17 protein-coding genes are annotated in these 21642 nt (G+C 72.3%); 10 read left to right on the top strand and 7 right to left on the bottom strand.

All coding sequences use genetic code 11. The annotated features are described in order from the left end of the window. Positions 1 to 137 precede the first annotated feature (137 nt). Complete coding sequence (locus ACZ6AA_RS21325) at positions 138 to 401, bottom strand: WhiB family transcriptional regulator (RefSeq protein WP_030363272.1); 264 nt, start codon at positions 399 to 401, stop codon at positions 138 to 140. Positions 402 to 1157: 756 nt separating this feature from the next. On the opposite strand from ACZ6AA_RS21325, the gene ACZ6AA_RS21320 reads away from it, so the two are divergent. From ACZ6AA_RS21320 to ACZ6AA_RS21310, 3 genes are all read left to right on the top strand, one after another. Further along, positions 1158 to 1661 carry a cysteine dioxygenase gene (locus tag ACZ6AA_RS21320; RefSeq protein ID WP_468459731.1) on the top strand — a complete coding sequence of 168 codons (504 nt, stop codon included), beginning with the start codon at positions 1158 to 1160 and terminating at the stop codon, positions 1659 to 1661. Positions 1662 to 1711: 50 nt separating this feature from the next. Continuing rightward, positions 1712 to 2668: a 2-phospho-L-lactate transferase gene (gene cofD / locus ACZ6AA_RS21315; protein WP_471459423.1), complete on the top strand. Its 957-nt coding sequence runs from the start codon at positions 1712 to 1714 to the stop codon at positions 2666 to 2668. 134 nt (positions 2669 to 2802) lie between these two features. Further along, positions 2803 to 4188 carry a coenzyme F420-0:L-glutamate ligase gene (locus tag ACZ6AA_RS21310; protein ID WP_471459421.1) on the top strand — a complete coding sequence of 462 codons (1386 nt, stop codon included), beginning with the start codon at positions 2803 to 2805 and terminating at the stop codon, positions 4186 to 4188. A 214-nt stretch (positions 4189 to 4402) separates the two neighbouring features. Here the strand turns inward: ACZ6AA_RS21310 and ACZ6AA_RS21305 are convergent, their stop codons facing one another. The 3 genes from ACZ6AA_RS21305 to ACZ6AA_RS21295 form a co-directional block, all read right to left on the bottom strand. Continuing rightward, positions 4403 to 5407, bottom strand: coding sequence for a DNA-3-methyladenine glycosylase family protein (locus ACZ6AA_RS21305; protein WP_468459735.1), 1005 nt, complete (start codon positions 5405 to 5407; stop codon positions 4403 to 4405). A 166-nt stretch (positions 5408 to 5573) separates the two neighbouring features. Beyond that, positions 5574 to 6656 carry a mannose-1-phosphate guanylyltransferase gene (gene manB / locus ACZ6AA_RS21300; protein ID WP_468459737.1) on the bottom strand — a complete coding sequence of 361 codons (1083 nt, stop codon included), beginning with the start codon at positions 6654 to 6656 and terminating at the stop codon, positions 5574 to 5576. 141 nt (positions 6657 to 6797) lie between these two features. After that, on the bottom strand, positions 6798 to 8228 hold the full coding sequence (locus tag ACZ6AA_RS21295) for a peptidoglycan recognition protein family protein (protein ID WP_468459739.1): 1431 nt from the start codon (positions 8226 to 8228) through the stop codon (positions 6798 to 6800). Positions 8229 to 8376: 148 nt separating this feature from the next. Here ACZ6AA_RS21295 and ACZ6AA_RS21290 point away from each other — a divergent pair, with 148 nt between their 5' ends. From ACZ6AA_RS21290 to ACZ6AA_RS21275, 4 genes are all read left to right on the top strand, one after another. Further along, a complete protein-coding gene (locus ACZ6AA_RS21290; protein WP_471459419.1) occupies positions 8377 to 9135 on the top strand; it encodes a TIGR03089 family protein in 759 nt (252 codons plus the stop codon). 247 nt (positions 9136 to 9382) lie between these two features. Beyond that, the gene (locus ACZ6AA_RS21285) at positions 9383 to 10747 is read left to right on the top strand and encodes an LCP family protein (protein ID WP_471459417.1); all 1365 of its coding nucleotides are present in this window, start codon (positions 9383 to 9385) and stop codon (positions 10745 to 10747) included. Between the two features lie 235 nt (positions 10748 to 10982). Further along, positions 10983 to 12806, top strand: a complete 1824-nt coding sequence (locus tag ACZ6AA_RS21280) for an LCP family protein (protein WP_471459415.1) — start codon at positions 10983 to 10985, stop codon at positions 12804 to 12806. A 140-nt stretch (positions 12807 to 12946) separates the two neighbouring features. Then, entirely contained in the window at positions 12947 to 14704 is a 1758-nt protein-coding gene (locus tag ACZ6AA_RS21275) for an LCP family protein (protein ID WP_468459747.1), read from the top strand. 74 nt (positions 14705 to 14778) lie between these two features. Here ACZ6AA_RS21275 and ACZ6AA_RS21270 read toward each other — a convergent pair whose 3' ends face one another. Next, complete coding sequence (locus tag ACZ6AA_RS21270; protein WP_468459994.1) at positions 14779 to 15798, bottom strand: glycosyltransferase family 2 protein; 1020 nt, start codon at positions 15796 to 15798, stop codon at positions 14779 to 14781. Between the two features lie 252 nt (positions 15799 to 16050). Here ACZ6AA_RS21270 and ACZ6AA_RS21265 point away from each other — a divergent pair, with 252 nt between their 5' ends. Next, complete coding sequence (locus ACZ6AA_RS21265; RefSeq protein ID WP_468459749.1) at positions 16051 to 17550, top strand: LCP family protein; 1500 nt, start codon at positions 16051 to 16053, stop codon at positions 17548 to 17550. Between the two features lie 13 nt (positions 17551 to 17563). Here the strand turns inward: ACZ6AA_RS21265 and ACZ6AA_RS21260 are convergent, their stop codons facing one another. Together ACZ6AA_RS21260 and ACZ6AA_RS21255 are read right to left on the bottom strand one after the other, a co-directional pair. Next, the gene (locus tag ACZ6AA_RS21260) at positions 17564 to 18010 is read right to left on the bottom strand and encodes a nuclear transport factor 2 family protein (RefSeq protein WP_471459413.1); all 447 of its coding nucleotides are present in this window, start codon (positions 18008 to 18010) and stop codon (positions 17564 to 17566) included. A gap of 103 nt (positions 18011 to 18113) precedes the next feature. Beyond that, a complete protein-coding gene (locus ACZ6AA_RS21255; protein WP_468459753.1) occupies positions 18114 to 18656 on the bottom strand; it encodes an acyl-CoA thioesterase in 543 nt (180 codons plus the stop codon). Between the two features lie 171 nt (positions 18657 to 18827). On the opposite strand from ACZ6AA_RS21255, the gene ACZ6AA_RS21250 reads away from it, so the two are divergent. Both ACZ6AA_RS21250 and ACZ6AA_RS21245 read left to right on the top strand, forming a co-directional pair. Further along, entirely contained in the window at positions 18828 to 20189 is a 1362-nt protein-coding gene (locus ACZ6AA_RS21250) for an LCP family protein (RefSeq protein WP_471459411.1), read from the top strand. A gap of 185 nt (positions 20190 to 20374) precedes the next feature. Further along, positions 20375 to 21538, top strand: a complete 1164-nt coding sequence (locus ACZ6AA_RS21245; protein ID WP_471459409.1) for a dipeptidase — start codon at positions 20375 to 20377, stop codon at positions 21536 to 21538. Positions 21539 to 21642: the final 104 nt, after the last annotated feature.

Genomic DNA, 21642 nt, shown 5'->3' with positions numbered 1-21642 from the left:
AACCCTTGGGCGACGGGCTGTTCGTTGTGCGGCGACGAGCGGCGACAAGGGGTATGAGTGCCGCTCGAAGGGGGCAATGCGGAGGATCGGGCACCGGCGGTCGTACGGCCCCGGGGCGGGGGCGGACGGCCGTCGGGCTAGACGGCCGCCTTCTTCAGGCGGCGGCGTTCCCGCTCCGAGAGGCCGCCCCAGATGCCGAATCGTTCGTCGTTCGCAAGCGCGTACTCAAGGCATTCGGAGCGGACCTCGCAGGCGAGGCAGACCTTCTTGGCCTCGCGCGTGGAGCCGCCCTTCTCGGGAAAAAAGGACTCGGGGTCGGTCTGGGCGCACAGTGCGCGCTCCTGCCAGCCGATTTCTTCGTCCGCGTCCTCGACCAGCAGTTCCTGAACCAGCTCGGTCATGTGCGCCCCTCGTCTGTCTTCGCGTCCCCGTGGTGCTGCCGTTACCGATTTCGGCTGAACGACACGAGTGAAATTACAAGTGTGCCGATCCGGGGCAGTCAAGCCGAGATCTGCTATTGGGCCCCTTATTCACTCTGCGGAACCAAGGCTTTGCGGAAAGTGTTCAAATCTACCTAAAACGTGACACTTGCCTGCGGCCGGTCCGCCGCCCGCCCTGTCATGGGCACTCAGTGGCCTCGACGACAGGGACGCCACGGCACTCACTCCCGTTGCATCGGACGACGCCGAAGCGAACCGGATCACATTCGGATCACAGGATCACAACGGCGGACGAGCGCCGGTTGACGCGCCGGTTGACGCGCCCGCGAGCGCTGGTTGATGCGGCATGTGTCCCCCGGGGCGACTGCACAAACCTTTCGCCGCTCAGAGGAACCGGATGAGGTGAAACATTGTCCACAATTCGGACGTCGAGTTGACACCACGGGTGTGAGCCGCTGTCCTGGTGGGCATGCTCGCGAACTTGGCGCTTTCCGTGACCCGCACTGGCGGGTCTTCCGGTGCTGCCCCCGCGCGCTGTCGCTGTACGGGCATCTGTTCCAGCTGTTGAGGCGCGCCTCCGGCTGTTGAGCCACTCCCCCTCGTACGACTGCTTCGCACAGCGTCGTACGGCTTCGTACAGCTCGTCTCCACCGCACGGCTTCGTACGACCCCATCCTGCGACACCCCAGCACTCATACGTTGAGGAACCACCGCACCATGAACAGCGACAGCGACCTCCAGATCGCCGGCGACATCCTCGAAGTCCCGCACCTCCTGCAGCCCGCGCGCGAGCACCCCGTCACCGTCGCCGAGTTCGCGGGCCTCGCCCGCGCCATCGCCGCCGACCGCTCCCAGTGGGCCCCCCTCGTCCAGTACGACGCCGCCACCCGCTGGTACCACCGCCTGCGCACCGGGCCCGGCTACGAGGTGTGGCTCCTGTCGTGGGTGCCCGGACAGGGCAGCGGATCCCACGACCACGGGCGCTCCAGCGGCGTGCTCACCGTCCTCCAGGGCGAACTGACGGAGCGTACGGAGCGCGCCGCGCGGACCCTGGGCTCCGGCGCGCAGCGCGTCTTCGCGCCGGGGTACGTCCACGAGGTCGTCAACGACTCCCTCGAACCGGCCGTGAGCCTGCACGTGTACTACCCCGGCCTCACCGAGATGCCGATGCACACGGCCCGTTGCGAGGCCCGCGCGCCGCACGATCCCGTGACCGCCTGAATCCCGTGACCGCCTGACACGATGTCGTACCCGCCTGCGATGCTGGGCGCATGCGCATTGTGGTTCTGGCCGGCGGCATCGGCGGCGCCCGTTTCCTCCGCGGCCTCAAGAAGGCCGCGCCCGACGCGGCGATCACGGTCATCGGCAACACCGGTGATGACATCCACCTGTTCGGCCTGAAGGTCTGCCCCGACCTGGACACGGTGATGTACACGCTCGGGGGCGGCATCAACGAGGAACAGGGCTGGGGGCGGGCCGACGAGACCTTCAGGGTCAAGGAGGAACTCGGCGCGTACGGCGTCGGACCCGACTGGTTCGGGCTCGGCGACCGGGACTTCGCCACGCACATCGTGCGCACCCAGATGCTCGCGGCCGGATATCCGCTCAGCGCCGTCACCGAGGCGCTGTGCGAGCGCTGGCAGCCCGGCGTGCGGCTCATCCCCATGTCCGACGACCGCGTGGAGACGCACGTCGGCATCGAACTCGACGGCGAGCGCAAGGCCGTGCACTTCCAGGAGTACTGGGTGCGGCTGCGCGCCTCCGTGGACGCGCACGCGATCGTGCCCGTCGGCGCCGAGCAGGCCAAGCCCGCGCCCGGCGTCCTGGAAGCCATCGCCGAGGCCGACATCGTGCTGTTCCCGCCGTCCAACCCCGTCGTGAGCGTCGGCACGATCCTCGCCGTGCCCGGCATCCGCGAGGCCATCGCCGAGGCCGGGGTCCCCGTCGTCGGCCTCTCCCCCATCGTCGGCGGCGCGCCCGTGCGCGGCATGGCCGACAAGGTCCTCGCCGCCGTCGGCGTGGAGACCACGGCCGCCGCCGTCGCCGAGCACTACGGCAGCGGACTCCTCGACGGCTGGCTCGTCGACACGGTGGACGCGTCCGCCGTCGAGCGCGTCGAGTCCGCCGGGATCCGGTGCCGGGCCATCCCGCTGCTCATGACGGACGAGGACGCCACCACGGCGATGGCGCGGGAGGCGCTGGCGCTGGCTGAGGAGGTGCGGGCGTGAGGGATTCCGCGGGTTCTTCGGGGGCCGTGGGGCCCGCGGGGGCGGGTGCTGCGGGTTCCGCGAGTGCTGCGGGTTCCGCGGGTGCGGGCGCTGCGGGGTCCCGGTCCGACGGGGCCGCGTCCCCGTCCGGGGACGTGCCCGGGTTCCGGGTGTGGGCCGTGGGCGGGATGCCCGAGGTGCGGCGCGGTGACGACGTCGCGAAGCTGATCGCCGTCGCCGAGCCCGCGCTCGCCGACGGGGACGTCGTGCTCGTCACCTCGAAGATCGTCAGCAAGGCCGAGGGGCGCGTCGTCGCCGCGGCCGACCGGGAAGCGGCCATCGACGCGGAGACCGTACGCGTCGTGGCCCGGCGCGGGACGCTGCGCATCGTCGAGAACCGGCAGGGCCTCGTGATGGCCGCCGCCGGGGTCGACGCCTCCAACACCCCCGCCGGGACCGTCCTGTTGCTCCCCGAGGACCCCGACGCCTCCGCCCGCGCCATCCGCCAGGGCCTGCGGGACGCGCTCGGCGTCGACGTCGGCGTCCTCGTCACCGACACCTTCGGGCGGCCCTGGCGGGCCGGGCTCACCGACGTCGCCATCGGCGCCGCGGGCGTGCGGGTCCTCGACGACCTGCGCGGCGGCACGGACTCGTACGGGAATCCGCTCGTCGCCACCGTCGTCGCCACCGCCGACGAGTTGGCCGCCGCCGGTGACCTCGTCAAGGGGAAGGCGGCGGGGCTGCCGGTCGCGGTCGTGCGGGGGCTTGGGCATGTGGTCACCCGGGGTGCGGAGGCCTCGGCGGATTCAGAGGGTTCAGCGGGCTCAGAGGGCTCAGCTGGTTCAGAGGGGGCGCAGGGCGGCTCGGAGTCGGAAGGCGCCGAGCTCGGGGCCCGGGCCCTGGTGCGCAGCGCCCGGGACGACATGTTCCGGCTCGGTACGTCCGAGGCCGTGCGCGAGGCGCTGTCGCTGCGGCGGACCGTCCGGGAGTTCACCGACGAACCCGTCGACCCCGGAGCCGTACGACGCGCCGTCGCCGCCGCCGTCATCGCGCCCGCGCCGCACCACACCACCCCCTGGCGGTTCGTGCTCCTGGAGTCCGAGGAGTCGCGGGTGCGGCTGCTCGACGCCATGCGGGACGCCTGGATCGCCGATCTGCGGCGGGACGGGAAGTCCGAGGACGCCATCGCCCGGCGGGTGCGGCGTGGGGACGTGCTGCGGAACGCCCCCTACCTCGTGGTGCCGTGCCTCGTCATGGACGGGGCGCATACGTACGGGGACGCTCGGCGGGACGGGGCCGAGCGGGAGATGTTCGTCGTCGCCGCCGGGGCCGGGGTGCAGAACTTCCTTGTCGCGTTGGCCGGGGAGCGGCTCGGGTCCGCTTGGGTTTCTTCGACGATGTTCTGTCGGGATGTCGTGCGAAAGGCTCTTGAGCTTCCTGGGGAGTGGGATCCGATGGGGGCTGTTGCTGTGGGGCACGCGGCTTCGCCTGCGGTGGCGCGGGGGGAGCGAGGGGTCGAGGGGTTCGTGGCTGTGCGGTAGCGGTTCCCTCGCGGGGCGCCCCAGGCCCGCCCCTTTCCCGAAACCGGGGCTCTGCCCCTGGACCCCGGGGGTGGGTGTCCCCTCCGGGTGGGACGGACCGCCGCCGATCGGCCTGCGGCCTCGTCCTCAAACTCCCCCAAGCTCTTGAGGAGCAGGGGGTACCCCCATGACGGGCTGGTGAGTTCGCCGAGTCGGGCGGGAAGGGGCGTCCCACTCAGAGTGCCGCGATGTTTCCCTTGCGCATCCTCGGGGTGCGGCGGGGTGGGGTGTGGCCGCTGAGGAGGATCAGGCGGGCTGCTCGGTGGCGTTGGCCCTCGTAGGGGGCCAGGAGTTCCAGCATGCGGGTGTCGTCGGCTGTGCGGTCGCCTGCGAGGGCGTAGCCGATGATGCCGGGGAGGTGGAGGTCGCCGACCGTCACCTCGTCGGGGGCACCGTTGCTGCGCTGGACGGTCTCGGCGGAGGTCCAGGGGCCGATGCCGGGGATCAGTTCGAGGCGGGTGCGGGCCGCCACCGGGTCCATCGCCGCCGCCTCCTCCAGGCGGGGGGCCACCCGGGCCGCGCGCAGGATCGTCGCCGCGCGCTTGTCGTCCACGCCCGCCTTGTGCCACTCCCAGGACGGGATGCGTGACCATGTGCGCGGGTCCGGCATCACGTGCATACGGGCCTGGGCGGGGGCCGGGCCGGGGGCCGGTTCGCCGTACTTGCGGACCAGGAGGCGCCAGGCGCGGTACGCCTCGTCCGTCGTGACCTTCTGCTCCAGGATCGACGGGATCAGGGTCTCCATCACCAGGCCCGTGCGGAGCAGGCGCAGGCCCTGGCGGCGGCGCTCGGTCCGCGCGACCAGGCGGTGGCGGGGCGCGAAGTCCTCCGGGGTGTCCCGGGCGCCGAGGAGGTTCGGGAGGCCGTCCAGGAGCCAGTCCGCGCCCGGGCCCCAGGCCTCCGCCTCCGCCGTGTCCGCGCGCAGGGCGACGCGGAGGGTGGCCGGGCCCTGGGGGGTGCGGGTGGCTCGCCAGACGGAGCCGTCGGGGGTGGTACGGAAGGTGGGGTCGGCGGGGCCCCTGCGGAGGGGGCCGAGGGTGAGGCTCAGGTTCAGGGGGGTGGGGGGTTTCCAGGTGCGGGTTGCCGCCGCGGTGTTCTGGCGGGGGGTGCCTCGGGGGATCGTCGTTTCGCCGCCGCGCACGGTGGTGCGGGTGGGGCGCGGGGCGAAACGGGACGACATCCGTTGAGGGTACGTGGTGGCCCTGCCGGGGGCTCCCCGATCCCGCCCCTTTCCCGGAACCGGGGCTGCGCCCCTGGACCCCGGGGGCGGGTGTCCCCTCCGGGTGGGACGGACCGCCCCCGATCGGCGCTGCGCGCCTCGGGGGCGGCGGGCAGGCGTGCCGGGGCTACTGGTCGGAGGAGAAGCGCACCGAACCCGCCGGGAGGCGAGCTTCGCACCAGACGCGGACCCCGTCCCGCAGCTCGTTGTCGGCGCCGACGAACGCGCCGTCGCCGACGACCGCCCCGGTGAGCACCGAGCGCGCCCCGACCGAGGCACGGGCGCCGATGAGGGAGTCGGTGATGACGGCGCCGGGCTCGATGACGGCGCCGGAGAGCACCGTGCTGCCGACGAGCCGCGCCCCCTCGCCGACGAAGGCGTCCTCGCCGATGACCGTGCCGCCGGTGAGCTTGGCGCCGGACGAGACGCGGGCGGAGGGCAGGACGAGGCGGTCGCCGCAGCGGCCGGGCACGGCGGGGGACGGGGCGCGGCCGAGGACGAGGTCGGCGGAGCCACGTACGAAGGCCTGGGGGGTGCCGAGGTCCAGCCAGTAGGTGGAGTCGACCATGCCCTGGAGGTGGGCCCCGGAGGCGAGCAGGTCGGGGAAGGTCTCGCGTTCGACGGAGACGGGCCGACCGGCGGGGATGGTGTCGATGACGGAGCGCCGGAAGACGTACGCGCCCGCGTTGATCTGGTCGGTGACGATCTCCTGCGGGGTCTGCGGCTTCTCCAGGAAGGCCGTGACGCGCCCGGTCGGGTCGGTGGGGACCAGGCCGTACGCCCGCGGGTCGGAGACCTTCGTGAGGTGCAGGGAGACGTCCGCGTCGACGCGCTGGTGCTCGGCGACCAGGGCCCGGATGTCCAGGCCCGTGAGGATGTCGCCGTTGAAGACCAGGACGGGGTCCTCGGGGCCCGAGTGCAGCCGCGAGGCGACGTTGCGGATGGCGCCGCCGGTGCCGAGGGGTTCCTCCTCGGTCACGTACTCGATGTGGAGGCCGAGCGCCGAGCCGTCGCCGAAGTACGGCTCGAAGACCTCCGCGAGGTAGGAGGTGGCGAGCACGATGTGGTCGACGCCCGCCGCGCGGGCGCGGGCCAGCTGGTGGGTGAGGAAGGGGACACCCGCCGCCGGGACCATCGGCTTGGGTGTGTTCACCGTGAGCGGACGCAGCCGGGTGCCCTTGCCGCCGACCAGGAGGATCGCTTCTGTCACCTGTCGTCTCTGCTTCCTGCTGGGGCCGGCCGAGGTTTCGTGTCGGCCGGCCAGTGTATGCAGATGGATGAGCGGGTCCGCGGGGCGAGGGACCACCGCGGCCCCGGTGGACGGGGAGCGGCGGTCCCGGTGGGACGGCCCTCAGCGGCCCTGGTAGCGGGCCGACGCGGACCGGGCCGTGCCGAGCTTCTTGTACAGCAGGCGGCCGGGACACTCCGTGGCGAATCCGTCCCGGTGGCCGGAGATCACGTTGAGCCGCACGCTGGTGCCCTTCCTGTAGAGGTTCCCACCGCCCGACGTCAGGTGTGTCGTGCCGCGGGGATTCGCGCCGTACAGGCCGAGCTTCCACGCGGTGAGCTTCGCGACCGCGGTCACCGCTGCCTTGGGCGGCTTGGTGTTGGTGAACGTGCCGAGGACGGCGATGCCCATGCTGTTGCTGTTGAAACCGAGAGTGTGCGCGCCGAGGACGGCCTTGGCCACTCCCCCGGCACGGCCTTCGTAGATGTTTCCGCACTTGTCGACGGCGAAGTTGTAGCCGAAGTCGCGCCAGCCGCTGCTCTTGACGTGGTAGCGGTAGATACTGCGCAGGACGGAGGGCGCCTGCGAGCACCTGTAGTTGTTGCCGGTGGCGCTGTGGTGCACGAAGGCCGCCTTGACGGTCCTGGTGTACGCGAAGTTCCGCTCGCGCAGGCTCTCGTCGGCGCCCCAGCCGCGCCGGGTGACGATGCGCGGCCGCGGCCCGATGTACGGCCTGGCCCTGGTGACGTCACCGCCGTGCGCGGCGACGAGGTCCGCCCGTGTGTGCGCCCGGTCGAGCGCGGCGACGGCGGAGGCACCGAGCGGGGCGAGGTCGGCGTTCACGGCGGAGGCGGCCGCGGACTCGGCGGTCATGAGGCCCCCGGCCGCGTCCGGCAGCCCCGCCTGGACGCCGTCGGCCTTCGCCGGGGCTCCCTGCGGCGCCCCGCCCTCGTACAGGTCGGCGGGCGGCGCCGGGTGCTCCCCGGGGTCGACGAGTTCGAGGCGCAGGCCCGCGGGCAGCGCCGCCTCCGTCTCCGGCAGCGCGCGCCCGGCCCGTCCGGTGGCCCGCCCGGCGCCGCCCTCGCCGCCATCGGGGGCTGCCCGCACCCGCAGCTCGACCCCGTCGGAGTCCCCGACCCACAGGGGCGCCGTCGATCCGCGGACGCGTCCTGAGTCGCCCTCGGCCGTGCCGGGGTCGGCCGCGTGTTCGTGGTTGTGCGTCTCGACCTCCTGCCAGGAGGACCAGCTCGTCGTGCCGGTCGCGCGGGTGCGGACCTGGACCTGGCCGTGCAGTTCGACGTCCGGGTCGTCCCAGACGACGCCCACCAGGGAGAACGGGCGTACGTCGCGGCGGGCGAGCCCCTGGTCGCGCTGCTCCGCGCCGCCCGCGCGGTCGGCGCCGAGCGGTCCCAGGGGCAGCGACTGGGTGCTGCCGGGCAGCGTCGCCGCGGCGGGCCGGGTGACGGCCGCGGTATCGGACGCCGTCAGGGCGAGGGGGAGGGCGAGCGCCGTGGCGCAGGTGACACCGATCGAGGAAGCAAGGAATCCACGCATACAACTGATAGTTGACACACCGGTACATATCTGTCCATCGGGGACCGCCCGGAACTGACGGCCCGTCGGCCCGCCGACCGCCCGACCGGCGGCCCCAACTGGGCGTCCCGCAGCGGCGACACGCCGTGGCCCGCGTACCCTTGCGGCCGTGAACGCCAACGACCGCACCCCTGCCGACCTGCTGCGATCCGCGCTCGCCGCGGACCCGGCGCGCCCGCTCGTGACGTACTACGACGACGCCACCGGAGAGCGCGTCGAATTGTCCGTGGCCACCTTCGCCAATTGGGTGGCCAAGACCGCCAACCTCCTCCAGGGCGAGCTGTCCGCCGAGCCCGGCGACCGGCTCGCGCTGCTGCTGCCCGCGCACTGGCAGACGGCGGTGTGGCTGCTCGCCTGTTCCTCCGTGGGCGTCGTCGCGGACGTCGGCGGCGACCCGGCGGCGGCCGACCTCGTCGTCAGCGGCCCCGACCCCGACAGCCTGGCCGCGGCGCGGGCCTGCTCCGGCGAGCGCGTGGCCCTCGCCCTGCGCCCCCTCGGCGGCCGCTTCCCCGAGGCCCCCGCGGGCTTCGCCGACTACGCCGTGGAGGTGCCGAGCCAGGGCGACCGCTTCGCCCCGTACGCGCCCGTGGACCCCGACGAGCCCGCGCTCGCCGTCGACGGCCTGGAGCTGACCGGCGCCGAGCTGGTGGCGCGGGCCCGCGCCGACGCCGCCGAGCTGGGCCTCGCCCCGGGCTCCCGGCTGCTCTCCGACCTGCCCTACGGCAGCTGGGACGGCCTGAGCGCCGGGCTCTACGCGCCGCTGGCCGCGGGCGGCTCGGTGGTCCTGTGCCGCCATCTCGACCGGCTGGGCGAGGGCGGCCTGGAGAAGCGGATCGAGAGCGAGCGGGTCACGGCGACGGCCCGCTGAGGTCGAGCCGAGGTCCCGGCGGGGCCCCCTCGGCGGCCCCGACAGGCGCCTCGGCGGCCCCGCCACCCACCACCCCGGCCCACCCCGCCCCCGCCGGAGCCCCGCCGACATCCCCCGTTCGGCCCAGCCGAGCCCCTGGCCCGCAGGCCCCCCGGCGCGCGCCGGTCCATGGTCGTAAGAGCACGCAGAGCGCACAGCGAGCAGAGCGACCGTGCACCGACCGCAGCCATGAGGGGTGGACCGCCACGTGACCGACACCGCGCGCACGCCGTCCGAGCCGGGCGAGGAGGCGGCAGGGGCCGCCTCCGCGCCACGCGAGGCCACGTACGCGCCGGGGGCGGGCGCGAGCCCCGCCGGGTTCGGGCCGCGCCGCCGCAGGCTCCGCTGGCTGCGCTGGGCCGCGCTCGCCACCGCCGTCCTCGTGCTCGCCGCGGGCGGTGTCGGCTGGGCCGCGTACACGAAGCTGAACGGGAACATCACCAAGGACACCGGTGCCGCGGCCGAGCTGGCGCGCTACGACGCGGAGCGGCCGACGCCGCTCGTGCACGACGCCCAGAACATCCTGCTGATCGGCTCCGACTCCCGCTCCGGGCGCGACAACCGCAAGTACGGCCGCGACCCGGGCACCCAGCGCTCGGACACCACGATCCTGCTGCACCTGGCCGCGGACCGGCAGAGCGCGACCGCCGTGTCGCTGCCGCGCGACCTGATGGTGGACATCCCGAGCTGCCGCCGCCCGGACGGCTCCCGCACCCGCGCCCAATTCGCCCAGTTCAACTGGGCGTTCGAGTTCGGCGGCACGGCCTGCACGATCCGTACGGTGGAGAAGCTCACCGACATCCGGATCGACCACCACATGGTCGTGGACTTCGCCGGGTTCAAGGACATGGTGGACGCCGTCGACGGGGTGCGGGTCTGCCTGGAGGAGCCCGTCGACGACCGCGCCGCGAAGGTGCGGCTGCCCGCGGGTCCGCAGACCCTCGACGGCGAGCAGGCCCTCGGCTACGTACGCGCCCGCAAGTCGCTCGGCAACGGCAGCGACACCGATCGCATGGACCGGCAGCAGGAGTTCCTGGCCGCGCTCGTCAACAAGGTGCGCAGCAATGACGTCCTGCTGAATCCGGTGAAGCTCTATCCCGTTCTGGACGCGGCCACGTCCTCGCTGACGACGGACCCGGGCCTGGCGAGTCTGCGCGGTTTGTACGAACTGGTGCGCGGGGTGCGCAATATCCCCACAGAACGGGTTCAGTTCCTCACCGTGCCACGGCGTTCCTACGCCTATGACGCGAATCGCGACGAGTTGGTCGAACCCGCCGCGGAGGAACTCTTCACGCGGCTGCGGAAGGACGAGCCGGTGCGCGTGACGCGCGACGCCGCGGCGGCCACGTACGAACGGACGGCTTCCAAGGCGTACGAGGACGACTCCGAAGAGACGTACGACGAAGGCGAATCCGCGTACGAGGACGGCGAATCGGACGAATACACCGGCGACGGCGACTCCTCAGGGAGCTACGACGGCGAGAGCGACGAGAAGCCGGACGACCCGAGTCATACGCCGAGCCCCGCGCCCACATTCCGGGGCAACACGGCCGACCGGACCAGCTGCGAGTAGGACCGGCATCGCCGGGAAGGGCACCTCGCCAAAGAAATTGGGTGGATTGCCCAGTTGTAGGTGCCCTGAGGGGGAGTGGAATTTGTCACCGGCGTCGTTGGACGCTGAACTGGGCGGATAGTGTGAGCCGATCCGGTGCCCGGTCTTCGCGACCGCGCACCGTTGTACGACTGACCGAGCGCCTTCTTGAGGGGGGAAAGGCGCCGCGTGGCCCTGACGGAGGACGCAAACAACCGTGGACGCGCAAGGCCGTGGGCGGGCTGATGACATCGACCCCGCAGACCAGTGGGTACTGAACCCGCAGACAGGCGACTACGAACTGCGACTGAGTCCTTCCGCAGGGCAGTCGGCGCCGCCTGGAGTGCCCGGCCCCCGGGGCGCCGCGCCCCGGCCGCCGGGGCACGGTTCCGAGCGCCCGGGCGGCCGTGAGCGCGGCCGCGACCAGGGCCGGGACCACACCCGCGAGCCCGGCCGTGACCACGGACGCCGCCAGGGATCCGAGCACGGCTCCACCGGCGGCCGGGAGCACGGCCGCGAGCAGGTGCCGGGCCAGCGCAGGCGGCGCGGCGCGCAGCCGGAGCCGACCGGGCGGCGCAACAGGCGGCCCAAGAAGAAGAACACCGGCAAGAAGATCGCCATCTGGACGGGCGGCACGGTGGCCTTCGTGGTCGTCGTCGCCGCGGTCGGCGGCTATCTCTACTACCAGCACCTCAACGACAACATCACGGCCGTCTCCGACGACGGCGCGGGCACCGGCGGGTTCAGCAAGGACCGCGCCATCAACATCCTGCTCGTCGGCACGGACAAGCGCAGCGGCAGCGGCAACAAGGGCTACGGCGACGAGGGCAGCGTCGGCCACGCGGACACCACTCTCCTGCTGCACGTCTCCAAGGACCGCTCCAACGCGACCGCGTTGAGCATCCCGCGCGACATGATCACGGACATTCCGGACTGCCCCACCAAGCAGGACGACGGCTCCATGAAGACCATCCCCGGCTCGAAGCAGGTCCGCTTCAACGAGAGCCTGGGCCAGAGCGAGCGCACGCCCAGCTGCGTCATGCGCACCGTCACCGAGATCACCGGCATAAAGCTCGACCACTTCATGGTGGCCGACTTCAACGCGGTCAAGACGCTGTCCAGCGCGGTCGATGGCGTGGACGTGTGCCTCGCCAAGGACATCGACGACCCGAAGTCCCATCTGAAGCTGCCCAAGGGCAAGCACACGATCGAGGGCGAGGAGGCGCTCGCGTTCGTGCGCACCCGGCACACCGTGGGCAACGGCGGCGACCTCAGCCGGATCGAGCTGCAGCAGCAGTTCCTCAGTTCCCTGATGCGCAAGCTCAAGTCCGGGGGCACGCTGACCAGCCCGAAGAAGATGATAAGTCTGGCGGAGGCGGGCACGAAGGCGCTGACCGTCGACTCCAAGATCGCCGACATAATGAAACTCCGTGACCTCGGCATGGAGCTCGGCAAGCTCGACATGAAGAACCTGACCTTCGCGACGACCCCGGTGGTGGACAACCCCGCCGAGAAGACGCCCATCACGGTCGTGCTCAACAAGCCCAAGTCCGACGAGCTGTTCTCGATGATGCGCGAGGACGTGTCGCTGACCGAGGTCAAGAAGAAGGAGAAGAAGGAGAAGGCCGCGGTGGCCGCCCGCCTCAAGGGCCCCAAGGCCGACCCCTCCGACGTGCGCGTCGACATCTACAACGGCAGCGGGAAGACGGGCGCCGCGCAGGCCACCCTCGCCTGGCTGCAGAACAACGAGGGCGTGACGAAGTCCAGCCAGCTCGGCAACGCGCCGAAGAACCTGGGCAAGACCACCCTGGAGTACGGCAAGGGCGAGGCCGACCAGGCGCGGCGGCTCGCCCAGCTGATGGGGCTGCCCGGGTCGGCGCTGAAGCCGGGCGAGAGCGAGAAGAACGCGCAGGGGCTGCCCGCGATGGTGCTGACCCTCGGTGCCGACTTCAAGGGCGCGGGGGTGCCCATAAGTGCTCCGTCGAAGGCACCGGACGGCATCCAGAAGGTCGGTGCCGACAAATCCGTGTGTGCCAAGTGACCTGAGACAGTTGTTTGACGTCTCACAGAACGCCACACCTGGCGGCGGGCCGGCGACCGCCGCCAGGTGTGGCGGCGGCACCGCGCCGCAAGTCGCCGTGGGGCGGCCTCACTTGTGAAGCAGGGCGGGGAGGGGCAGGGATGGGGCAGCACAGTGTCCGTGGGGAGGGAGCGTCCGGTGGGGCGGGGACGCGGAACACGTCGCCCGACACGGACTCGGGCACGGCGGAGGAATCCGGCATCGGCGACACCGCCGCGGCGGCGGGATCCCGTGCGGCGGGGGCCGACGGGGCGCGGACCGGGGGCGCGGGCGCCAAAGGCGGACGTACCAGGAACGGCACCGTCAAAGGCGGCGCCTCGGGCCCGCCCGGCAAGGGCACGCGGGGCGGTGGCGACGGGGGCGGCAAGCCCAGACGCCCCCGCAAGCGCCGCGTCCTGCGCTGGTCGGCGATCATCCTGTCGGTCCTGATACTCGGCACGGCCGGCGCCGGTTACCTCTACTACCAGCACCTGAACGGCAACCTGGAGACGGACGACCTGAACCTGGGCGACCACCGGGCCCCCGAGCCCACGCCCAACTCCGCGGGTCAGACGCCCCTGAACATCCTCCTGATCGGCTCCGACGCCCGGGACTCCAAGGAGAACCAGAAGCTCGGCGGCGCCAAGGAGACCTTCGGCGGCCCGCCCCTGGCCGACGTACAGATGCTGCTGCACCTGTCGGCGGACCGCAGCAACATGTCCGTCATCAGCATGCCGCGCGACACCCTCCTGACCATCCCCAAGTGCACCGACCCGGACGACGGCAAGGTGTACCCGGAGAGCGGCCCGCGCATGATGACGAACGAGTCCCTGGGCCGCGGCGGCCCGGGCTGCACGGTCGCCACCTGGGAGAAGCTGACCAACATCCACATCAACCACTTCATGATGGTCGACTTCTCGGGTGTGGTGTCGATGGCCGACGCGATCGGCGGCGTGCCCGTCTGCGTGGACAAGAACATCCACTCGCGCACCAGCGAGGGCAAGGGCTCGGGCCTGAAGCTGGAGAAGGGCACCACGAACATCAAGGGCGAGCAGGCCCTGCAGTGGCTGCGCACCCGCTACGGCTTCGAGGGCGGCACCGACATATCCCGCGCCAAGGCCCAGCACATGTACATGAACTCGCTGGTCCGCACGCTCCGCGAGAACACCGGTCTGACCAGCCCCAACCGGCTGCGCAAGCTCGCCGAGAACGCGACGAGGGCGCTGAAGGTCGACCCGGGCATCGGCTCCCCCTTGAAGCTCATCGGCCTCGGCAACGAGCTGAAGAAGGTCTCGCCGGAGCGCACGACGATGACGACGATGCCGTTCGAGTACTCCGGTTCCCGGGTGGTCCCCAAGCCCGGTGACGCCGAGCAGCTCTTCCGGCTCGTACGCGACGACATCGCCCTCGACGGCAAGGGCAAGCGCAAGCCCGCCAAGGAGAAGCTGTCGGACGACCCGGCGGCGCCGGACGGGGAGATCGCCCTTCAGGTGCAGAACGGCACGCGCACGGCCACCGAGCCCGCCGTCGGTGGCCGGGCGAACGCGGTCGCGCAGTCCCTCGCCGGTCTCGGCTTCGTGAAGGCGGCGGCGGACACCTCGGCGTCGGTGACCGAGGCCAAGACGGTCATCCGGTATCCGAGCGTGGACCTGGAGGGTGACGCGCAGCGGGTCGCCAAGTCCCTCGGCATGCGGCTGAGTTCGGTGAAGAAGTCGACGGACGTCTCCGGCGTCACGCTGGTCGTCGGCGCCGACTGGCGCGAGGGCGACAGGCCGAAGAAGGCCGCGAAGCAGGACGACTCGACACCGGATTCGGCGGACGCCCTGAGCGGCTCCGACAAGAAGGCCTGCATGAAGGTGGACCCGAACTTCACCTGGTAGCCCGGGAGCCGCAGGGGCCTTGGAGGGCGACTTCCGCCCTCCAAGGCCCCTGACAAGCTGCCGACTGCCCGGGCTCAGGCCTCCTGGGTCTCCCCGAGCACCGCCGGGCGCCGCGAGGCGATGACGCGCTTGGCCAGCGAGCGCGGGCTGGTGAGGAAGCCCCAGCCCCACGACATGTGCATCGTCGCGAGCGCCACGGGGATCTGAAGCCGCGCCTTCAGGGGCAGGCCCTTGCCCGCGGGGACGGAGCCCGCGGCGATGGCGGCGAGATACCCGCCGGGCACGACGAGGCCCCACGGCGTGAGGGCCGCGCCCACGACGAGCCCCGCGGCGATGGCGCAGACGGCGACCGGCGGCGCGAGGTAGCGCAGGTTGATGGAGCCCTGGTGGTAACGGGCGACGACGTGGCGCCAGCGGCCGTAGTCCTTGTACTGCTTGGCGAGGGCCTTCACGCTCGGGCGCGGGCGGTAGGAGACCTTCAGCTCCGGCGAGAACCAGATGAGGCCCCCGGCCTCCCTGATCCGGAAGTTCAGCTCCCAGTCCTGGGCGCGGATGAACTCGACGTTGTAGCCGCCCTGCTGCTCCAGGGCCTCGCGCCGGAAGACGCCCAGGTAGACCGTCTCGGCCTGCTGGGCGTCGCCGCCGGTGTGGAAGGCCGCGTTGCCCACGCCGATCTTCGAGGTCATGGCGGCGGCGACGGCCTGCTCCCAGGCGTTGGTGCCCTGGGCGTGCATGATGCCGCCGACGTTCATCGCGCCGGTCTCCTCCAGGAGGCGCACGGCGGTCGTGATGTAGCCCGGCGAGAGCGCGGCGTGGCCGTCGACGCGTACCACGATCGGGTGGCGCGAGGCCTTGATCGCGGCGTTCAGGGCCGCGGGCGTACGTCCCGTGGGGTTCGGGACCGTGTGCACCCGCGGGTCTTCCTCGACCAGCTCCGCGGCGATCTCGTCGGTGCGGTCGGTGGAGGGGCCGAGCGCGACCACGACCTCCATCTCGCCCGCGTACTCCTGCTGGAGGATCGCGTGCACGGCTTCACGCAGGTGCCGCTCCTCGTTGAGGACCGGCATGATCACAGAGACAGCGGGGGGATGCACGTCGGACTTCAACTGCGCGGGTTCCTTTTCGTCGCTCGGCCGGGGGTCCGGGGTCGCCCCCGGGAGACACGGCATCGCTCGGCCGGGGAGCCCGGGGGTCGCCCCCGGGAAAGTGGAACATCGGGCGTCACGTTACCGCGAACGGGGGACACCGGCGCGCGCCGTCCGGGTCGCTACCCCGGTCCGCAGATCGTATGGGCCTACGGTTCTGGCGTCCCCCGCCCAGGACCACGACCGCGGAGGTGCCCCGCAGTGCCCACACCGCCCCGCTCCCCCGCCACCCCACCGCGCCCCCCGCGACCACCGCGACCGGTCCCGAAGGGGGGTCCGCAGGCGGGCCCCCGGGCGGGCCGGCGGGTGCGGCGCCCCCGCTGGGCCATGCGGGTCGCGACCACCCTGTCCGTCGGGGTGCTCGCCGCCGCCGGGATCGGGCACTCCGTGGTCTCGGGCCTGGAGACCGGCATCAGCCGCGTCGACGCCTTCAAGGACATGAAGAACAGGCCCGAGGCGGGCAACGGCATGAACGTGCTGCTCGTGGGCACCGACGGCCGCGACAGGATCACCCGCGAGGAGCGCAGGAAGTACCGCCTCGGCGGAGCGCCCTGCCACTGCACGGACACGGTCATGATCGTGCACATCTCGGAGGACCGGGACCGGGCGAGCGTGGTGAGCCTGCCCCGGGACTCGTACGCCGAGATGCCCGAGCACATCGACCAGAACTCCCGCAAGCACCACCGGGCGCACCCCGTGAAGCTGAACGCGGCGTACGCGGAGGGCGGCCCGAATCTGACCGTGCGCACGGTCGAGAACATGACGAAGGTGAAGATCGACCACTACCTGGAGGTCGACTTCACCAGCTTCATGAAGACCGTGGACGTCCTCGGCGGCGTCGAGATCTGCACCACCCGCCCCCTGAAGGACTCCCACACCGGCCTGAACCTGCCCGTCGGCACGCACGAGCTGAACGGCGGCCAGGCCCTGCAGTACGTCCGCTCGCGGTACGTCGACGGGGCCGCCGACCTCGGCCGGATGCAGCGCCAGCAGCGCTTCCTCGCGGCGCTCATCGCGAAGGCGACGAGCAGTGGCGTGCTGCTGAACCCGGTGAAGTTCAACGACGTCACCAGGACGCTCCTGGAGTCGGTGCGGGCCGACAAGGGCTTCGGGACGACCGAGATGCTCACCCTCGGACGGGCGATGCGGAACTTCTCGCCGTCGTCGTCGGAGTTCACGACGGTGCCGATCGGCAAGATGGGCTTCAAGGTGCCGGGCATCGGCTCCACCCTGAAGTGGGACCCCGTGAAGGCCGGGAAGCTGTTCCAGGCCCTGCGCGAGGACAAGCCGCTCGCCCCGCACCGGGTCAAGCGGAAGGCCGCGATGGTGCCGGTGTCGCCGCAGCAGATCCGGGTGCAGGTGGACAACGGCACGCGCACGCCGGACCTCGGCAAGCGGGTCGACGCGGCGCTGCGCACCAGCGGGTTCCGCACCACGCGGGCACCGGGGAGCGCGCTGCCCCCACCCGGCGCGCGGCCCGTCACGCGCAGCGTGGTCGCCTACGACCCGCGCTGGGACCGCTCGGCGAAGTCCCTGGCCACGGCGCTGCCCGGCTGCGAGATGCGGGTGGTGAAGGGGCAGGGCGCGACGCTGAAGGTGATCGCGGGCAGCGACTTCAAGGGCGTGCGTCCGGTGCGGGCGGAGGACGCGTACCAGGGCGAGTACGGGGCTCTGACCGGGGACCAGGTGGTGTGCCCGTAGGCGGGGCGGGGTCCTAGGGTCCCTCCGGCGGCTCGTCCTCCCGTACGGCGTCGGTGCGCTCGTAGCAGTCGTAGTTGTGCTGCTCGACGATCCTGCCGTCGCGAAATGTCAGGAATGTGGCGATGTGGGCCCGCAGGATCTGCCCGGCGGGCAGATCGCCGAGCGGCACGGCGAGGGCTCCGGTCCAGGTCACTTCGAGGGCGACCTGATCGCCCGCCGCGACGGCGTTGAGCACGTCGAAGGACTGCCGGCTGAGCAGGTTGGCACCCTGTTCGCCCGCCTTGAGGATGGCGGTCAGGTCGCGCACCGCGCCGTCCGGCAGGAAGGCGTTGGGGTATTCGCGGTGCACGGCCTCGTCGTGGAAGAACCCCGCGAGCTCTTCGCCGAGGGCGCCGCGGGCAACGGCCCGGTGGTACCGGATCGCCGTGTCGATGTTCGGGTGCCGCTGCGCATCCGCCATGCCCCCAAGCGTAGGACGGGGCTCCGGGGGCCACCAGAACCCCGGCGCCCAGCGCCGCCCCGCCCCGCCCCGTCCCGCCCCGTCCCGCTCAGCTCAGCCCGGCTCAGCTCGCGTCGGGCTCCTGGGCGCGCAGCTCCTTGATGGCGCGGCGGCGCGCCAGGCGGTGCGTACGGCGAATTTGAGCCTCCTTGAAGCGGCGCTCGTTGCGCTCGGAGTCCGGCAGGACCGGGGGCACCGTGCGCGGCTTGCCGTCGGCGTCGACGGCGGCGAAGACGAGGTAGGCGGAGCCGACCTGCTGCGCGGGCGTGGACTCGTTCCAGCGCTCGGCCATCACGCGGACGCCGACCTCCATGGAGGTGCGTCCGGTCCAGTTCACTTGCGCATGTACGTGCACGAGGTCGCCGACGCGGACCGGCGAAAGGAACGCCATCTCGTCCATGGAGGCGGTGACCGCGGGCCCGCCGGAGTGCCGTCCGGCGACGGCGCCCGCCGCGTCGTCCACCAGTTTCATGATCACGCCGCCGTGCACCGTGCCGAGGAGGTTCGTGTCACCCGCGGTCATGATGTGGCTCAGCGTGGTGCGCGAGGCCGAGGTCGGCTTGCCGGAAAGGTCGTCTCCGGCCCCTATCGGGGCGTGATCAGTCATGGAACCAGCGTAAACGCCCGGTACGCGCCATCCACCGGCCGAAAACGATCGCGAGTCCCCGCCCGAGCGCCGAAGTGGCGTGCGGCACATTGCATCAGCTCTGCAACAGCCCTGACCCGAAACAACGCCCTCTCTGTGAGGCGCGGGGTGCGGCACTGCACACTAAGCCACATGAGCGATTGGCCAGACGCGCGGAACAACAACGGTGACCGCCACGGGTACGGCAGCGACGGCGCACAGCCCGAGGGCGCCCGTGTGATGCGCCATGTCCAGCGCGGCGGCCCCTCGGCCCCCGGCCAGCCCGGCTCGGTCCCGCGCCAGCCTCGCCAGCCTTCGTACGACGACAACGTCTACGACGACCTCTACCGCGACCAGCGCGGGCAGGACCCGCACGCCCGTCCCGGCGGACCGGACGGCCACGCCCAGGACGGCTACGACAGCGGCTACAACACCGGCCAGGTGTACGGCTCGCCGGCCGGCCGCCCCGGCGGTCCCCAGGGCCCCGGTGGTCCCGGCGGCCCGCCCGCGCCGCCGCGCGCGCCCAAGCCGCCGGTGAACTGGAAGAAGCGCATCACCTGGGGCCTGGTCACGTTCCTCGCCCTGCTGATCGTGGTCTCCGTGAGCACGTACTTCTGGGCGGACTCCAAGCTCAAGCGCGAGGTCGACCTGTCGAAGGTCATCGAGCGGCCCGAGGGCGGCAAGGGCACGAACTACCTGATCGTGGGCTCGGACAGCCGCGCAGGGATGTCCGACGAGGAGAAGAAGAAGCTCCACACCGGCTCCGCCGACGGCAAGCGCACCGACTCGATGATGATCCTGCACGTCGCGGACGACGGCGGGAACACGATGGTCTCGCTGCCGCGCGACTCGAACGTCACGATCCCCTCCTTCAAGGGCGCCGAGTCCGGCAAGCTCTACCCGGGCACCGGCCGCCAGACGAAGCTGAACGCCGCGTACGCCGAGGACGGCCCCGAGCTGCTCGTGCGGACCGTCGAGGCCAACACCGGCCTGCGCATCGACCACTACGCGGAGATCGGCTTCGGCGGCTTCGCCAAGATCGTGGACGCGGTCGGCGGCGTGGAGATGAACATCCCCAAGGGCTTCAAGGACAAGAAGTCCGGCGCCGACTTCGAGGCGGGCAAGCAGACCCTGAACGGCGAGGAGGCCCTGGCCTTCGTCCGCACCCGCTACGCCCTGCCGGGCAGCGACCTGGACCGCACCAAGAACCAGCAGAAGTTCCTCGCGGCCCTCGCCAACCAGGCGGCGACGCCCGGGACGGTCATGAACCCGTTCAAGCTGTACCCGACGATGGGCGCGGGCCTGGACACCCTGGTCGTCGACAAGGACATGGACCTGATGGACGTGGCCTCCATGTTCTGGGCCATGAAGGGCGTCACCGGCGGCGACGGCAAGTCCATGAACATGCCGATCTCGGGGTTCTCGGGCGGCAACGTCGTCTGGGACAAGGCCAAGGTCAAGGAGCTGGTGTCGCAGCTCAACAACGACGAGAAGGTGACGGTGTCCAGCAAGTAGCCGGCCCGTCCGGCTCGCCGCTCACGGCGACGGCCCCGGTACCGCGTGCTCGCGCGGTGCCGGGGCCGTCGGCGTACGAGCACGGGCGTACCCCGAACGCCTCGTCCGCCGCGAAGCCTCGCGGACCCCGTGGCACGGTGGACCGACCACCACCCAGAAGCCCCACCACCGAGCGGAGCCCTGCCATGGCGGACCTCCAGGACGAACTCGACTCCCCCGCCGAGGCCGGGGCGGACGACGAGCGCACCGCGCCCACCCACGATGTGCGCCCGGTGCCCGCCCCCACCGACGACGGCCGAACGCCCGAGCCCGCGCCGGAGCCCCTGGAGCCGGAGCTGCGGGACGCGCTGGAGCGGGCCGAGGCCCTGCTCGCCGCGCACCCCGTCGCCGACGGCTACAGCGGCCTGCCCGGCGCACTGCGTGAACTCCCCTGGTACGACCTGGAGTTGGGCGACAGCGGGCTGCAGACCGACCTGCCGCGGCTGCGGGCCGGCCGGGTCGGCATGCAGTTCTGGTCGCTCCAGATGCCGGACGCGGAGCCCGAGGGCGACCGCGCGGTCAGCTCGGCGCTGGAGCAGCTCGACCTGGTCAAGCACGTGGTCGCCCGGTACGCGGGCGGGCTGCGGGTGGCCCGGGACGCCTCCGAGACCACCGACGCCCGCAACTGCGGCCGCATCGCCACCCTGATCGGCCCGGCGAGCGCCCGCGCCATCGGCGACTCGCTCGGCGCCCTGCGCTCCCTGCACACGCTGGGCCTCAGCTCCCTCACCCTGGCGGGCACCTCCTGGGCGGGCGCGGACGGGCTGAGCACGTTCGGCGAGGAGGTCGTGCGGGAGATGAACCGCCTCGGCGTCCTCGCGGACCTCTCCGGGGCGTCCGAAGCGACGGCGCACCGGGTCCTCGCCGTCTCCAAGGCGCCCTCGCTCTGGACCCGCTCCGGGGCCCGCGCGCTGCGCGAGCACCCCGCGAACCTCAGCGACGAGCTGCTGGCCGCGGTGGGCGCCGCGAAGGGCCTGTGCCTGGTGCCGCTCACGGCCGACCGCACGGGGCCGACGCTCGGGGACGTGGCCGACCACCTGGAGCATGTGCGCCGGATGGCGGGGGTCGAGTGCGTCGGGATCTCCGGGATGTACGACACCAGGTCCGGGCACCCCGGGGAGCTGGCCGACGCCTCGCGCTATCCGCGGCTGGTCGCCGAACTGTTCAGGCGGGGCTGGACCGAGGCCGATGTCACGGCGCTCACCTGGGGCAATGTGCAGCGGGTGCTGCGCGGCGCGGACTTCACGGCGCGGGCGGCGCGGGAGCGGCGGGGGGCGTCGACGGCGACGATCGGGCGGCTGGACGGCTGAGGGCGGTCCGCGGGCGGCCGCGGGCGCTTGCGGGCGGCTGAGGTGGGCCGCGGGCGCCCCGGGGCGGGCGGCCGCGGGTTGCCCGCCCCGCCCCGGTCGGGTCG

Source organism: Streptomyces sp. NPDC040610, from assembly GCF_055594065.1.
The sequence above is the reverse complement of the archived record's forward strand: the minus strand, read 5'-3'. Positions and strand labels throughout refer to the sequence as shown.